Source organism: Enterobacter sp. K16B (assembly GCF_020216105.1).
Classification (GTDB): domain Bacteria; phylum Pseudomonadota; class Gammaproteobacteria; order Enterobacterales; family Enterobacteriaceae; genus Enterobacter; species Enterobacter sichuanensis.
Genome location: NZ_JAIWJZ010000047.1, coordinates 1 through 13,921, shown reverse-complemented (window position 1 = coordinate 13,921; position 13,921 = coordinate 1). Strand labels below are relative to the sequence as shown.

Genomic DNA, 13,921 nt, shown 5'->3' with positions numbered 1-13,921 from the left:
GCGGCTACGCCTTACCCGGCCTACATTCTGTTCTCCCTCTCCCTGTGGGAGAGGGTTGGGGTGAGGGCATCAGGCCGCACCCAACATCATTCAGAACATGGCCTTGCCATATTCCATGTCAGACGTACCAAAGTATTTCGCGATAGTCTGGCCGATGTCCGCGAAGGTTTCACGGTGACCGAGCGAACCGGGTTTCACTTTCGGACCGTACACCAGCACCGGAATGTGCTCACGGGTGTGGTCGGTACCGGTCCAGGTTGGGTCACAGCCGTGGTCCGCGGTCAGGATCAGAATGTCATCTTCTCCGACCAGCTCCATCAGCTCCGGCAGACGGCGGTCAAACAGCTCCAGACCGGCTGCATAACCCGCTACGTCGCGACGGTGACCCCAGGAGGAGTCGAAGTCCACGAAGTTGGTAAAGACGATGGTGTTGTCGCCCGCATCTTTCATCTCTTTGATGGTGGCATCAAACAGCGCATCCAGACCGGTCGCTTTTACTTTCTTCGTGATACCGCAGTTGGCGTAAATATCCGCAATTTTACCCACGGAAACCACGTGACCGCCTTTTTCATCAACCAGCTTCTGCAGCACGGTAGGCGCCGGTGGCTCAACGGCCAGATCGTGACGGTTACCGGTACGCTGGAAATTACCCGCTTTGTCGCCGATAAACGGACGCGCGATAACGCGGCCAATGTTGTAGCCGCCTTCGGTCAGCTCTTCACGGGCGATTTCGCACAGCTCGTAGAGTTTATCCAGGCCAAACGTTTCTTCGTGGCAGGCAATCTGGAACACGGAGTCAGCAGAGGTGTAGAAAATCGGCTTGCCGGTCTTCATGTGCTCTTCGCCCAGCTCGTCCAGAATCACGGTACCGGAAGAGTGGCAGTTACCGAGGTAGCCCGGCAGATTGGCACGCTTCACCAGCTTATCCAGCAATTCCTGCGGGAAGCTGTTCTCGTGATCGGAGAAATAACCCCAGTCGAACAGCACCGGCACACCGGCGATTTCCCAGTGCCCTGACGGGGTGTCTTTACCGGAAGAGAGTTCGTGCGCCCAGGCGTAGGCACCCACCACTTCCGCGTTGCCGTCCATACCGGCGGCAATTTTACCGGTAGAACCTTCATGCGCTTTGACCAGGCCGAGGCGGGTCAGGTTGGGTAGAGTCAGAGGGCCTTTACGACCGTTGTCCGCTTCGCCTTTCGCACAGGCTTCCGCGATGTGACCCATGGTATCGGAACCCACGTCACCAAAACGTTCTGCATCTTCGGTTGCGCCGATGCCGAATGAGTCCAGCACCATAATAAATGCACGTTTCATAATTGTTCTCCGTACGTAGTGCTTCAAAAATTATCGATCAGAACAGTATACCGCTATTCGGTGATACGGCGATAGACCGTCGGTGTGGTTTCTGGCGCTTTGTCATCAAGCACAATGGCCGCTTTCACCGCTTTCGCCGCTTCCTGCCAACTGGCTTCATCTTTCGCGTGGATCACCGCCAGCGGACGTTGGCCGTCAACGCTGTCGCCCAGGCGGGCCATATCGGTAAAGCCAACGCTGTAATCAATGGTGTCTGAGGCCTGACGACGACCGCCGCCCATCGAGACCACCGCCATACCCAGCGCACGGGTGTCCATGGCGGAGACAAACCCTTCACTGTCGGCATACACGGCTTTGCTGAGCGTCGCGGTTGGCAGGTACTTCGCATAGTTTTCGACGAAATCTGTCGGGCCTTTCTGCGCCGCAACCATGCGGCCGAAGATCTCCGCCGCTTTGCCGTTGTCCAGCACCGCCTGCAGCTTCGCGCGCGCTTCGGCCTCGTCTTTGGCGAGGTTGCCGGAGATCAGCATCTCTACGCACAGCGCCATGGTGACGTCGAACAGGCGCGGGTTACGGTATTCACCCGTCAGGAACTGCACCGCTTCACGCACTTCAACGGCGTTACCGGCGCTGGAGGCCAGCACCTGGTTCATGTCGGTCAGGAGCGCGGTGGTGCGCACGCCTGCGCCGTTGGAGACGCCAACGATCGCTTCGGCCAGCGCTTCAGAGAGTTCATAGGTTGGCATAAACGCACCGCTGCCCACCTTCACGTCCATCACCAGCGCATCCAGTCCTTCCGCCAGTTTCTTCGCCAGGATAGAAGCAGTGATCAGCGGGATGGAGTCAACGGTCGCGGTAATATCGCGGGTGGCGTAGAAACGTTTGTCTGCCGGAGCAAGTGAGCTGGTCTGGCCGATAATCGCCACACCAACGTCTTTAATAATGTCGCGGAAGCGATTGTCATCCGGGAAGATATCGAAGCCCGGAATGGCTTCCAGTTTGTCGAGCGTACCGCCGGTGTGGCCCAGGCCGCGTCCGGAGATCATCGGAATGTAACCACCGCAGGCGGCTACCATTGGGCCGAGCATCAGCGACGTCACATCGCCTACGCCGCCGGTAGAGTGTTTGTCGACAATCGGGCCGTTAAGATTGAGGCTCTTCCAGTCCAGAACGGTTCCTGAATCTCGCATCGCCATGGTCAGCGAGACACGCTCGGGCATCGACATATCGTGGAAGAAGATGGTCATCGCCAGAGCCGCAATCTGCCCTTCAGAGATGGTGTTATCACGAATGCCGTTGATAAAGAAGCGAATCTCTTCGTCGCTTAATGCATGACCATCACGTTTTTTACGAATAATTTCTTGTGCGAGAAACACGGTAACCCCCATGAGGAATCGGGTGAAGGGTGGCGGGTACGGTTTACCCGACCACGATCCGGGTAGGCCGGGTAAGCGTAGCGCCACCCGGCAATTCAAACTCAGTAGCTGCTTGCGCTCTTGCCGTCGCCGTGTCCCAGCGCTTTCAGCAGGCTGGCCAGCAGGCTTGACGCGCCGAAGCGGTAGTGACGGGAATCAGCCCAGTCAGCCCCGAACAGTTCATCTGCAATGGCGAGGAATGTCTGTGCATCTTCAGCGGTACGCACGCCGCCCGCCGGTTTGAAGCCCACGGTTTTTTCCACGCCCATATCGCGGATCACTTCCATCATGATGCGTGCGCTTTCCGGGGTCGCGTTTACCGGCACTTTACCGGTTGAGGTTTTGATGAAATCGGCACCGGCTTTGATGGAGATTTCAGAAGCTTTACGGATCAACGCCTCTTCTTTCAGCTCGCCGGTTTCGATGATCACCTTAAGCAGCACGTTTGCCGCCGCGCAGGCCTCTTTACAGGCTTTCACCAGGTCAAAGCCCACCTGCTCGTTGCCGGCGATCAGCGCACGGTACGGGAAGACCACGTCAACTTCGTCTGCGCCGTAAGCAATCGCCGCACGGGTCTCTGCCAGCGCAATCTCGATATCGTCGTTGCCGTGCGGGAAGTTAGTCACGGTTGCAATGCGCACGTCCGGAGTACCCTGCTCTTTCAGCGTTTTACGGGCAATCGGGATAAAGCGCGGGTAGATACAGATGGCTGCAGTGTTACCGACGGGCGTTTTCGCCTGATGGCACAGGGCGATGACTTTTTCATTGGTGTCGTCATCGTTCAGGGTGGTCAGGTCCATCAGTTTCAACGCGCGCAGGCTGCTTGCAGTTAAATCGGTCATAACATTCTCCAACGGCAGTGCCGTATCAATTTTACCTTGCGGGTCTGTGAGTATTCTAACATCTACCCGCATCCACACTTCGACATTCATCACAGTTAATGAAAATTGCGTGCAAATTTGCATTACTGTAATGAGATCTTCTTCAAACTTTAGTACGGAAATCGTCGACTAAAACAGCGATTCCCCCTGTCAGATCAAAAGCCCTGACGGGCCGGCTTCCTACAATCCGTTCACCATCCGCAGAACATTGAAGGAAGCGAACATGTCCCACGCCAGCCCCGACGCCCTGCAACAACGTTGCCAGCACATTGTGACCAGTCCGGTGCTAACCCCCGAACAAAAACGGCATTTTCTGGCGCTGGAAGCGGAAAATAATCTGCCTTATCCGGCACTACCAGAGGCTGCCCGAGCCGCGCTGGACGAGGGGTTTATCTGCGACATGTTCGAAGACCACGCGCCCTACAAACCTCGTTATGTTCTGCCGGATTACGCAACATTTCTGGCTAACGGTTCAGAGTGGCTGGAGCTTGAGGGGGCGAAAGATCTTGATGACGCCCTCTCGCTGTTAACCATCCTCTACCACCATGTTCCGTCCGTCACATCGATGCCGGTCTATCTCGGCCATCTCGATGCACTTCTGCAACCGTATGTTAGAATTCTAACACAAGACGAAATCGATATTCGAATAAAACGTTTCTGGCGTTACCTCGACCGCACCTTGCCCGACGCCTTTATGCACGCCAATATCGGCCCGGCAGATACGCCCGTCACGCGCGCAGTTTTACGCGCCGATGCAGAACTGAAGCAGGTCGCACCGAATCTGACATTTATTTATGACCCGGCGATCACGCCAGACGATCTGCTGCTTGCGGTCGCTAAAAACATTTGCGAATGCAGCAAACCGCATATTTCGAATGGCCCGGTGAATGATAAAATTTTCACAAAAGGCCGTTACGGTGTCGTGAGTTGCTACAACTCCCTGCCGCTGGCTGGCGGTGGCAGTACCCTGGTGCGCCTCAACCTCAAAGCCATTGCCGAACACAGCACCTCCCTCGACGATTTTTTCACCCGTACGCTTCCCCACTACTGCCAGCAGCAGATCGCCATCATCGATGCCCGCTGCGATTTTCTGTATCAACAGCCCGGCTTCTTTGAGAATAGCTTCCTGGTGAAAGAGGGGCTGATTGATGCCGATCGGTTTGTGCCCATGTTTGGCCTGTACGGCCTGGCGGAAGCGGTCAATGCGCTCTGTGAAAAAGCAGGTATCGCTGGGCGTTATGGCAAAGATGAGCAGGCCAACGCGCTGGGCTATCGCATCAGTGAACAGCTGGCGGCGTTTGTTGAACATACGCCGGTGAAACATGGCTGGAAGCAGCGCGCGATGCTGCATGCGCAGTCGGGGATCAGCTCTGATTCGGGTACCACGCCGGGCGCGCGTCTGCCCTACGGTGACGAGCCGGATCCCATCAGCCACCTGCTGGCCGTGGCTCCTCATCACCAGTACTATCATTCCGGGATAAGCGACATACTGACATTGGATGAGACGGTAAAACGGAATCCCCAGGCGGTGGCTCAACTCTGTCTCGGCGCGTTCAACGCGGGCATGCGGGAATTTACGGCCAACGTCGCGGGTAACGATCTGGTCCGCGTGACCGGCTATATGGTGCGATTATCGGATCTGGAGAAATACCGGGAAGCAGGTTCGAGAACCAATACCACGTGGCTGGGTGAAGAGGCCGCGCGCAATACCCGTATTCTGGAACGTCAGCCACGCGTGATAAGCCATGAACAGCAGATGCGCTTTAGTTAGTCAGGTCATTCCTTTTTCCTGCGTGGACGGTCCAGGCAGCCGGCTGGCCCTGTTCCTGCAGGGCTGCAACCTGCGCTGCAAAACCTGCCACAATCCGTGGACGATCGGCCGCTGCAACGACTGTGGAGACTGCGTTCCCCACTGCCCTCATGAAGCCCTTAGCATTCAGGCCGGACGCGTCTGGTGGCAGGAGAGTCACTGTCAGCAGTGCGATACCTGTCTGCACCTGTGCCAGCAGCAGGCGACGCCCATGGCATACCGCCTGAGCGTGGAGGAGATCCTCGCGCAGATCCGCAAAGCAGCGCCATTTATTGAAGGCATCACCGTGAGCGGCGGTGAAGCCACGACGCAATTACCCTTTTTAGTCACGCTGTTCGCCGCGATCAAAGCCGATCCTGCTCTGCGCCATCTCACCTGCCTGGTCGACAGCAATGGTCTGTTAAGTGAAACCGGCTGGCAAAAGCTGCTGCCGGTACTGGATGGCGCGATGCTGGATCTCAAGGCGTGGGGAAACGAACGCCACCGCTTCCTGACCGGGCGCGATAACCCGCTGATCAAGCAAAGCATTCGCTGGCTGGCAGAACGTCATCGTTTGACGGAACTCCGTCTGCTGGTCATTCCGGAGCAGTGTGACTATCTGGAACAGCTCAAGCCGCTGACGACGTTTATCCATGGGCTTGGAAATGTGCCAGTGCGCATTAACGCGTTTCATGGGCAGGGTGTCTACGGTGAGGCGGCGTCCTGGCGCAGCGCTACGCCAGAGGACGTTGAACCGCTGGCGCAGGCGCTGGAAAAACAGAAGATAACGGTGATCCGTCCGGCGTTGTATCTATAGCGTGATGCCAAATACTGACCGCGTATTCTCCAGCAGCGCATCGGCAATCACCTCTTCAGGCTCTTTTCGCAGTTCACAAAGGGAGGTAAACACGCGCGCCGCCTGTTCGGGGCGATTCGGCTGCCCCTGAAAACCGTTCAGCGGCATATCCGGTGCGTCGGTTTCCAGCAGCAGGGCCGACAAGGGCAGCTGGGTCATCACGTCGCGGGTTTTACTGGCCCGTGGATAGGTGATGGTGCCGCCCACGCCGATTTTATAGCCCAGTTCAATAAAACGCTGCGCCTGCTGCAGGCTGCCGGAGAAACCGTGTACAACACCTTTTCGCGGTAGATCGATGCGTTTCAGGTGCATTGCCAGCTTATCGTGCGTGCGTCTTGAGTGGAGGATCACCGGCAGATCGTGACGCTTCGCCAGCCTGAGCTGCGCGTCGAGGATCGTCTGCTGGCGCTCAAACTGCGGATCCTCACGGTAAAGATCGAGGCCGATCTCACCGATGGCGACAAGTTTGTCTCCTGCGGTCAGCAGTACCTCATCGAGCCTCTCAATATGCTCGTCAAGATGTCGCTCAATCACGATCGGATGCAGGCCAAGCGCGGCAAAGAGCGCGGGGTGTTGTGCGGAAAGCACCAGCACGCGGGAAAAATAAGCCGCTTCAACTGAAGGCACAATAATGGCCTGAACGCCTGCCTCGGCGGCTTTCGCAATGCTTTGCGCTTCATCCCCTGTAAACGGCGGAAAATCGAAGTGGCAGTGGGTATCAACAAAGCGGTGCGTCACGCCAGATCCTCGTTATCTAATAAAGCGTCATTCGCCTGCGGGATATCCACCAGCGGCATCGTCAGGGCGTCGTTGGCGACTATCGCAGGCGGCGTAATAATGCGTTTATGCCGGTGAAGGGGCGGTTGCTCCGCCAGCATTTTTCCCACCGTCGCCAGGAAGTAGCGTCCGCATAGCCGACCCGTTTTGTAATCCATGCGCAGCGCAGGAATGCGGCTGCCCAGCGCCATGCTCAGCAGCGGCTTAGGGGGATAAATTTCAAAAATACGCAGTTTACCCGGCGGTTTTTCAATGAAACGCTGCATCGCGCCGTAGGTGGTTTCATGCTGCTTCGCGATATTCACCAGCGGCTGCAGACTGCTGTCACCCAGCCAGCGCTCCATCCGCTTAAACCACTGCGGGGTGTAGTACATTTGCGATGGCACGGTACGGATCACCACAATGGTTTTCGCCCCGCGCCGGGCAGCTTCCTGCACCGGTACTGCGTCACTGATGCCCCCGTCCAGATAGCTAATGCCATCCAGTAGCGCACCGGTACGATAAAAACCGGGAATGGCGCTGGAGGCGCGAATGATATCCAGCCAGTTCTCCTTCTGAGGAGAAAAATAGCCCGGCGAATAGTCATCCCCCCGGCTGGCGCACATCCAGAATTCTTTACCGCTATCAAACAGGCGGGCGGCGGTGTCCATGGCCAGCGGCATCTGGCTGGAGGTCGACTCCAGCAGCCAGTCGAGGTCGATCAGGTTACCGCCGCGCACAAAGCGCAGCGGATTAAAAAATTCTTTTGCCGTGGTGTAGCGCATGATGACCTTGCGCGCGTAGCCAGGCTGGTTACAGACATAAGCAGAGAGGTTTTGCGCCCCGGCAGACGTGCCGAAGTACAGGTCAAACGGGTTGAATTGCGCGCGCATAAATTCATCCAGCACGCCAGCGGTGAAAATACCTCGCTGTCCGCCTCCCTCGCAAACGAGCGCGAGTTGGCCTGCGCGAAACGGCTTTAACGTCAGCGGCGCAATATTGCCGAGCGTAACGGGAATTCGTTGCCCCACCTCTGCTTTCCTGTTTTGATTATTTTATAACACCACAGTAACGCACCCGGCCGGCAACGCAAATAAGAAAAAGCCAGTCGCAGTGACTGGCTTTTCTTTGTTGACAGAATATTGCGTTTGCTACGGACGTCGACGTCCCGTAAACAGGCTGACCAGGAACAGAATAATACCGACAACGAAGACAATTTTAGCTGCCCATGCTGCAGTACCTGCCAGACCACCAAAGCCCAATGCGGCGGCAATTAACGCGATAACCAGAAATATAATGCCCCAACGAAACATAAGCTTCTCCTTTACCATAGTTAATGTCGGCCGCTAAACGTGAGCGCTCAGGTCGCTCACCGGCGTTTTTCCAGAGTCGTTCTTATTTCGCCCGCCGGATTTAGCCAGACGGGCGAATTGTCCAGATTTACTTCGCTTTCAGATCGTTTTTAACGCTTTTCACACCATCAATGGCTTTCGCAATAGATTCGGCGCGTTCAATTTGCGCCTGAGAATCAACCGTACCGGAAAGCTGTACCACACCATCGGTGGTTTCCACTTTCACCTTACGGGATGGCACGATGTCATCTGCTAAAAGTTTAGCTTTGATTTCGCTGGTGGTGGCAGCATCACCGGCATAACCTTTCACCGACGCGTTTTTGCTGTCACGAACGTGCAGTTTATCGCTAACGGAGGCGACACCTTCGACGCCCTTAGCCACTTTCACCGCCTGTTCCGCCTGAGCCTGGCTTTCGACAAAGCCGCTCAGCGTGACCACTTTCTTGTCGGTCTTCACGGAAATATCGGTGCTCTTGATGGCTTCATCATCCACCAGTGCGGCTTTCACTTTTGCTGTGATTGAGCTGTCATCCATGAAATTGCCGACTTTATTCATAGAGCTATCGATTTTTTGCCCTGCGGTATCCGCCGTGGACTGTGCTTTATCCATGGTGCTGCTTTCCGCCAGCGCGGAGCCGCTAACCAGAACGCTACCCAGTGTTACAGCCAGCAGAGTTTTAGAAATCTTCAGTCTTGTCATATTCATCGATCTATTCCTGTGTTTACCCGTTATTCGGGCTACTTACTTCCTTAGTAGTTATATATATTGCGAATAAACACGCAGACGAAATGGATAACCTAAAGTCATGCATTGAACAGTTAATTTATCCACGCCCGGTGCTAAACACTGAGTTAAATATAGATCACTCTCACAGAGCCGCTTTCAGATTCGGGTAAAAAACGTGCAAAAAGCGCGAAAATGCAGTGAATTAAGAACATTCCGCAAGGGATTAATAAGACAGGAATTAAAGAAGAGCACGGCGACTGCCGTGCTCTGAGAGGGGATTAGTGTTCGCGCGTTTTGCGGAACTGAACGTCAGGATAACGTTCCTGAGTCAGGTTGAGGTTCACCATGGTTGGCGCGATATAGGTCAGGTTATCACCGCCATCCAGCGCCAGCTGAACTTCATTCTTACGCTTAAATTCTTCGAATTTCTTCACGTCAGCACACTCAACCCAGCGCGCGGTCGCCACGTTCACTGATTCATAAATCGCTTCCACGTTGTACTCGCTCTTCAGACGCGCAACAACCACGTCGAACTGCAGTACACCCACGGCCCCTACGATCAGATCGTTGTTGGCAATGGGGCGGAACACCTGCACCGCGCCCTCTTCGGAGAGCTGAACCAGGCCTTTCAGCAGCTGTTTCTGTTTCAGCGGATCCTTCAGACGAATACGACGGAACAGTTCCGGGGCGAAGTTCGGAATACCGGTGAACTTCATCATTTCGCCCTGGGTGAAGGTATCGCCGATCTGAATCGTGCCATGGTTGTGCAGCCCGATAATGTCGCCCGGATACGCCTCTTCCACGTGCGAACGGTCGCCCGCCATAAAGGTCAGCGCGTCGGAGATCACCACATCTTTACCGATACGCACCTGGCGCAGCTTCATGCCCTTTTCATATTTACCGGACACCACGCGCATAAAGGCCACGCGGTCGCGGTGTTTCGGGTCCATGTTGGCCTGAATTTTGAAGACAAAGCCGGTGAATTTCTCTTCTTTCGCTTCCACTTCACGGGTATCGGTTTTGCGTGGCATCGGTTGCGGCGCCCACTCCACCAGACCATCGAGCATGTGGTCAACGCCAAAGTTACCCAGCGCAGTACCGAAGAAGACCGGGGTGATTTCACCGCTCAGGAACAGATCTTTATCGAATTCGTGAGACGCGCCCTTCACCAGCTCCAGCTCGTCACGCAGCTGCGCGGCCAGCTCTTCACCAACAGCTGCGTCCAGATCCGGGTTGTCCAGACCTTTCACGATGCGCACTTCCTGAATGGTGTGGCCTTTACCGGTCTGATAGAGGTAAGTTTCGTCTTTGTAGAGGTGATACACCCCTTTGAACAGCTTACCGCAGCCAATGGGCCAGGTGATTGGCGCACAGGCGATTTTCAGCTCGTTTTCCACTTCATCCATCAGTTCCATCGGGTCACGGATGTCACGGTCGAGTTTGTTCATGAAGGTGAGGATCGGCGTATCGCGCAGACGGGTCACTTCCATCAGCTTACGTGTCCTGTCTTCTACCCCTTTCGCGGCGTCGATGACCATCAGACAGCAGTCCACCGCTGTCAGGGTACGGTAAGTATCTTCAGAGAAGTCTTCGTGGCCCGGGGTATCCAGCAGGTTCACCAGGCAGTCATGATACGGGAACTGCATCACGGAGGTGGTAATCGAAATACCACGCTGCTTTTCCATCTCCATCCAGTCAGATTTTGCATGCTGGCTGGAGCCACGGCCTTTAACGGTACCCGCAGTCTGGATCGCCTGTCCGAACAGTAACACCTTCTCGGTGATGGTCGTTTTACCGGCATCCGGGTGCGAGATAATGGCAAAAGTGCGGCGCTTGGCCACCTCTTGCAGATAAGGAGACAACGTCATAATCAAATCTTCTTATATAAGCGCGGCAGCACGCCACGCATCATGGAATACAAAATTGCGGCTATTTTACCCATCAACAGGGGGCAGGCAATCATTGTTTACACAGGAGTTGCTCCAGTTCGTTCAACGACGTCACGGTCCAGGTCGGCTCGATGCCTTCAGGCTTCACGCGGCCATGCGCGTTAAGCCAGACGGTCGACAGACCGGCATTCATGCCGCCCAGAATATCTGACTCTGCGGTGTCACCCACCATCAGGACGCGATCGCGGTCAGGGTTGCCGGCCTGCGCCAGCGCATAATCGAAAATACGCGGATCCGGTTTCGGCACGCCGACCTCTTCCGAGATCACCAGCGCGTCGAAATGATCGCGCAGGCCGGTACGCTCAAGGCGGATCTGCTGCAGGGCGGTAAAACCGTTGGTGATGATCCCCAGTTTTACCTTGCCTTTCAGTGCGTTCAACAACGACACCGCACCCGGCAGTGGCGCACAGATATCGGCCATAGCGTTCAGGAAGGCCTCGTTCAGCGTTCCCGGACTGACATTTAAGCGTTCTGCCCAGACGTCAAAGCGCTGGTGCTGAAGCTGTAACGCGGTGATGGCACCGTTCTGGTAATCCACCCACAGCGGTTTGTTGACCGCCTGATAGTCCTGAAAATCCTCAGCGGTGAAGGTCACGCTATAGTCGAGAAACATCCGCTGTAGACCCCCGAACGAATCGAACGTAAACAGCGTTTCGTCGGCGTCAAAGAAAATCCAGTCCCATTTCATCGTTACAACCTTATTTTCGTTATCCAATCGGCAGAGCCATAATAATGGCGTCTTCACGTCCCTCTGCGGTGGGGTAGTAGTTACGGCGGATTGTCGCCTCGTTAAAGCCTAAGCTTTCATAGAGCGCGATGGCGGCGACATTCGACGCTCGCACCTCCAGCCACAGGGTGAAAACGTCACGGGTTTCAAGCTCACGGATGAGGTGCGTAAGCAGTTCTCTTCCCAGCCCACGGCGCTGAAACGCAGGATCAACCGCGATATTAAACAGCGTCGCCTCATCCAGAACAACCTGCGTAATCGCGAAGGCGGCCATGGTGCCGTCAACGTCCAGGCGGTAGTTGAGATACCGTTCGCCCTGATTACTGGCGAAGGTTTTTTCGCTCCACGGAAACGCATGGGCGCGTGTTTCAATCGCAAACGCTGTGGTCAGGTCAGGCGTCGTGAGGGAAGAAATCGTGTTCATATTCGCAGATTTGTTGCCATAGCGCGCTTCGCGCTTTTGGGTTGGCTTTCAGTTCGTCCAGCGCTGGCGTGCAGATCTGGCTTCCCTGGAGCGGGATCGCATTTGCCTCTCCAATACGCCAGCTGTTACAGCGGCTGTCAGGAGGCAACATAGCGACCCGCTCTGGCGTCAGCTGTAAAACCTGGTCGGCCGTCAGCTTCAGGCTGCGAAGGACATCTCCGATCAGGGGTTCATTCAGGGCAGGCAGTTCTTCCGCCACCATCACCAGGCGAACGTGCGCCGGGATGGAGATGGCGATTTCGCCCTGCAACGCCGTCGGGCGACGCAAAGCCCACTGGGTGATGCCCAGCTGCTGCAACTGCCAGTCTCGTCGGGATGTCATAGGGAAAACTCCTATCTCTCAGGCGCGCAAATATAGCAAATGTGTCGAAACTGCGCCATCTACCTACTATAATCCCCGCCTGAGTTTATTGAGGAACAATTCATGTCTGCATTTACCCCGGCAAGTGAAGTCTTGCTGCGTCACAGTGATGATTTCGAAGAAAGCCGTATTCTGTTTGCCGGAGATATGCAGGATGACCTGCCTGCGCGTTTCGACTGTGCTGAAAGCCGTGCCCATACCCAATATTACCATCACTGGCAGGTGCTGAGCCGCCAGATGGGCGAGCGCGCGCGCTTTAGCCTGGTGGCAGAGCAGAACGATATCGCCGACTGCGATACGCTGATCTACTACTGGCCGAAGAACAAACCGGAAGCCCAGTTCCAGTTGATGAACCTGCTCTCCCTGCTGCCGGTCGGCTGCGATATTTTCGTCGTCGGTGAGAACCGCAGCGGCGTGAGAAGCGCAGAGCAGATGCTGGAAGAGTATGCCCCGCTGAATAAAGTCGACAGCGCCCGCCGCTGTGGTCTGTACCATGGCCGTCTGGAAAAACAGGCAACATTTGATGCCGCGACATTCTGGGACGAATATACGCTTGACGGTTTGACCATTAAAACCCTGCCGGGCGTGTTCAGCCGTGACGCGCTGGATGCGGGCAGCAAGCTGCTGCTTTCCACCCTCACGCCGCATACCAAAGGCAAAGTGCTGGATGTCGGCTGCGGTGCGGGCGTGCTGGCAACCGTGCTCGCCAGCCATTCTCCTAAAGTCCGTTTAACCCTGTGTGACGTCAGCGCACCGGCGGTAGAGGCCAGCCGCGCAACGCTTGCCGCTAACGGTATTGAAGGCGACGTGATTGCCAGTAACGTCTTTTCTGATGTCACCGGTCGTTTTGATATGATCATCTCTAACCCACCGTTCCACGACGGCATGGAGACCAGCCTCGAAGCCGCGCAAACGCTGATCCGTGGTGCAGTGCGCCATCTCAACAGCGGCGGTGAATTGCGTATCGTCGCGAATGCTTTCCTGGCATACCCGAAAGTGCTGGATGAAACCTTCGGCTTCCACGAAGTCATCGCCCAGACGGGACGTTTTAAAGTCTACCGCACCGTGATGACCCGTCAGGCCAAAAAGTAATCCCCCCCCTCCAGGCCGGATAAGCGAAAGCGCCATCCGGCCATACACGACGCGCCTATCGGCCATTTTTGCATCAATCAAGGCATCACGCGCACTTTTCTGTTGACGTAAAGCTGAAAACATCTAGAATGCGCCTCCGTGGTTACGATACTTTTACAGTATCGATGGTATGCGAAGGTGGCGGAATTGGTAGACGCGCTAGCTTCAGGTGTTAGTGT

Annotated in this window: 14 protein-coding genes; 3 read left to right on the top strand and 11 right to left on the bottom strand. The window is 55.7% G+C overall.

The genetic code is table 11. From position 1 onward, the window contains the following. Positions 1-90: 90 nt before the first annotated feature. From deoB to deoC, 3 genes are all read right to left on the bottom strand, one after another. Positions 91-1,314 carry a phosphopentomutase gene (deoB, locus tag LDK53_RS11110; RefSeq protein WP_025757495.1) on the bottom strand — a complete coding sequence of 408 codons (1,224 nt, stop codon included), beginning with the start codon at positions 1,312-1,314 and terminating at the stop codon, positions 91-93. A 53-nt stretch (positions 1,315-1,367) separates the two neighbouring features. Beyond that, positions 1,368-2,690, bottom strand: a complete 1,323-nt coding sequence (gene deoA / locus LDK53_RS11105; RefSeq protein ID WP_225287220.1) for a thymidine phosphorylase — start codon at positions 2,688-2,690, stop codon at positions 1,368-1,370. Positions 2,691-2,791: 101 nt separating this feature from the next. After that, entirely contained in the window at positions 2,792-3,571 is a 780-nt protein-coding gene (gene deoC / locus LDK53_RS11100; RefSeq protein ID WP_032672469.1) for a deoxyribose-phosphate aldolase, read from the bottom strand. A 262-nt stretch (positions 3,572-3,833) separates the two neighbouring features. On the opposite strand from deoC, the gene LDK53_RS11095 reads away from it, so the two are divergent. Together LDK53_RS11095 and LDK53_RS11090 are read left to right on the top strand one after the other, a co-directional pair. Beyond that, entirely contained in the window at positions 3,834-5,381 is a 1,548-nt protein-coding gene (locus LDK53_RS11095; RefSeq protein ID WP_225287219.1) for a YjjI family glycine radical enzyme, read from the top strand. After that, a complete protein-coding gene (locus LDK53_RS11090) occupies positions 5,356-6,216 on the top strand; it encodes a YjjW family glycine radical enzyme activase (RefSeq protein WP_225287218.1) in 861 nt (286 codons plus the stop codon). Before LDK53_RS11095 ends, LDK53_RS11090 begins: the two co-directional genes overlap by 26 nt. Here the strand turns inward: LDK53_RS11090 and LDK53_RS11085 are convergent. The 8 genes from LDK53_RS11085 to LDK53_RS11050 all read right to left on the bottom strand — a co-directional run bounded on the left by LDK53_RS11085 (position 6,211) and on the right by LDK53_RS11050 (position 12,572). Next, positions 6,211-6,993 carry a TatD family hydrolase gene (locus tag LDK53_RS11085; protein WP_225287217.1) on the bottom strand — a complete coding sequence of 261 codons (783 nt, stop codon included), beginning with the start codon at positions 6,991-6,993 and terminating at the stop codon, positions 6,211-6,213. The two genes, LDK53_RS11090 and LDK53_RS11085, sit on opposite strands and share 6 nt — an antisense overlap. Further along, entirely contained in the window at positions 6,990-8,042 is a 1,053-nt protein-coding gene (locus LDK53_RS11080) for a patatin family protein (protein ID WP_045284842.1), read from the bottom strand. The genes LDK53_RS11085 and LDK53_RS11080 overlap by 4 nt, the downstream gene beginning before the upstream one ends. A 120-nt stretch (positions 8,043-8,162) precedes the next feature. Then, on the bottom strand, positions 8,163-8,324 hold the full coding sequence (locus tag LDK53_RS11075) for a DUF1328 domain-containing protein (protein ID WP_003856556.1): 162 nt from the start codon (positions 8,322-8,324) through the stop codon (positions 8,163-8,165). Between the two features lie 127 nt (positions 8,325-8,451). Then, positions 8,452-9,069, bottom strand: coding sequence for a molecular chaperone OsmY (osmY, locus tag LDK53_RS11070; RefSeq protein ID WP_045284843.1), 618 nt, complete (start codon positions 9,067-9,069; stop codon positions 8,452-8,454). Between the two features lie 299 nt (positions 9,070-9,368). After that, positions 9,369-10,958, bottom strand: coding sequence for a peptide chain release factor 3 (gene prfC / locus LDK53_RS11065; RefSeq protein ID WP_095441747.1), 1,590 nt, complete (start codon positions 10,956-10,958; stop codon positions 9,369-9,371). Positions 10,959-11,049: 91 nt separating this feature from the next. Further along, a complete protein-coding gene (gene yjjG / locus LDK53_RS11060; RefSeq protein ID WP_025757483.1) occupies positions 11,050-11,727 on the bottom strand; it encodes a pyrimidine 5'-nucleotidase in 678 nt (225 codons plus the stop codon). 19 nt (positions 11,728-11,746) lie between these two features. Further along, positions 11,747-12,190 carry a ribosomal protein S18-alanine N-acetyltransferase gene (gene rimI / locus LDK53_RS11055; protein ID WP_025757481.1) on the bottom strand — a complete coding sequence of 148 codons (444 nt, stop codon included), beginning with the start codon at positions 12,188-12,190 and terminating at the stop codon, positions 11,747-11,749. Further along, the gene (locus LDK53_RS11050; RefSeq protein WP_025757479.1) at positions 12,159-12,572 is read right to left on the bottom strand and encodes a DNA polymerase III subunit psi; all 414 of its coding nucleotides are present in this window, start codon (positions 12,570-12,572) and stop codon (positions 12,159-12,161) included. The genes rimI and LDK53_RS11050 overlap by 32 nt, the downstream gene beginning before the upstream one ends. Before the next feature lie 102 nt (positions 12,573-12,674). On the opposite strand from LDK53_RS11050, the gene rsmC reads away from it, so the two are divergent. Then, positions 12,675-13,703: a 16S rRNA (guanine(1207)-N(2))-methyltransferase RsmC gene (gene rsmC, locus LDK53_RS11045; RefSeq protein WP_059386286.1), complete on the top strand. Its 1,029-nt coding sequence runs from the start codon at positions 12,675-12,677 to the stop codon at positions 13,701-13,703. Positions 13,704-13,921 lie beyond the last annotated feature (218 nt).

What these genes read in the sequence shown, in the direction of transcription:
- deoB (WP_025757495.1), bottom strand. Translation starts at nt 1,314, where the DNA reads ATGAAACGTGCATTTATTATGGTGCTGGACTCATTCGGCATCGGCGCA.
- deoC (WP_032672469.1), bottom strand. Translation starts at nt 3,571, where the DNA reads ATGACCGATTTAACTGCAAGCAGCCTGCGCGCGTTGAAACTGATGGAC.
- LDK53_RS11095 (WP_225287219.1), top strand. Translation starts at nt 3,834, where the DNA reads ATGTCCCACGCCAGCCCCGACGCCCTGCAACAACGTTGCCAGCACATT.
- LDK53_RS11090 (WP_225287218.1), top strand. Translation starts at nt 5,356, where the DNA reads ATGAACAGCAGATGCGCTTTAGTTAGTCAGGTCATTCCTTTTTCCTGC.
- LDK53_RS11075 (WP_003856556.1), bottom strand. Translation starts at nt 8,324, where the DNA reads ATGTTTCGTTGGGGCATTATATTTCTGGTTATCGCGTTAATTGCCGCC.
- osmY (WP_045284843.1), bottom strand. Translation starts at nt 9,069, where the DNA reads ATGAATATGACAAGACTGAAGATTTCTAAAACTCTGCTGGCTGTAACA.
- prfC (WP_095441747.1), bottom strand. Translation starts at nt 10,958, where the DNA reads ATGACGTTGTCTCCTTATCTGCAAGAGGTGGCCAAGCGCCGCACTTTT.
- yjjG (WP_025757483.1), bottom strand. Translation starts at nt 11,727, where the DNA reads ATGAAATGGGACTGGATTTTCTTTGACGCCGACGAAACGCTGTTTACG.
- rimI (WP_025757481.1), bottom strand. Translation starts at nt 12,190, where the DNA reads ATGAACACGATTTCTTCCCTCACGACGCCTGACCTGACCACAGCGTTT.
- LDK53_RS11050 (WP_025757479.1), bottom strand. Translation starts at nt 12,572, where the DNA reads ATGACATCCCGACGAGACTGGCAGTTGCAGCAGCTGGGCATCACCCAG.
- rsmC (WP_059386286.1), top strand. Translation starts at nt 12,675, where the DNA reads ATGTCTGCATTTACCCCGGCAAGTGAAGTCTTGCTGCGTCACAGTGAT.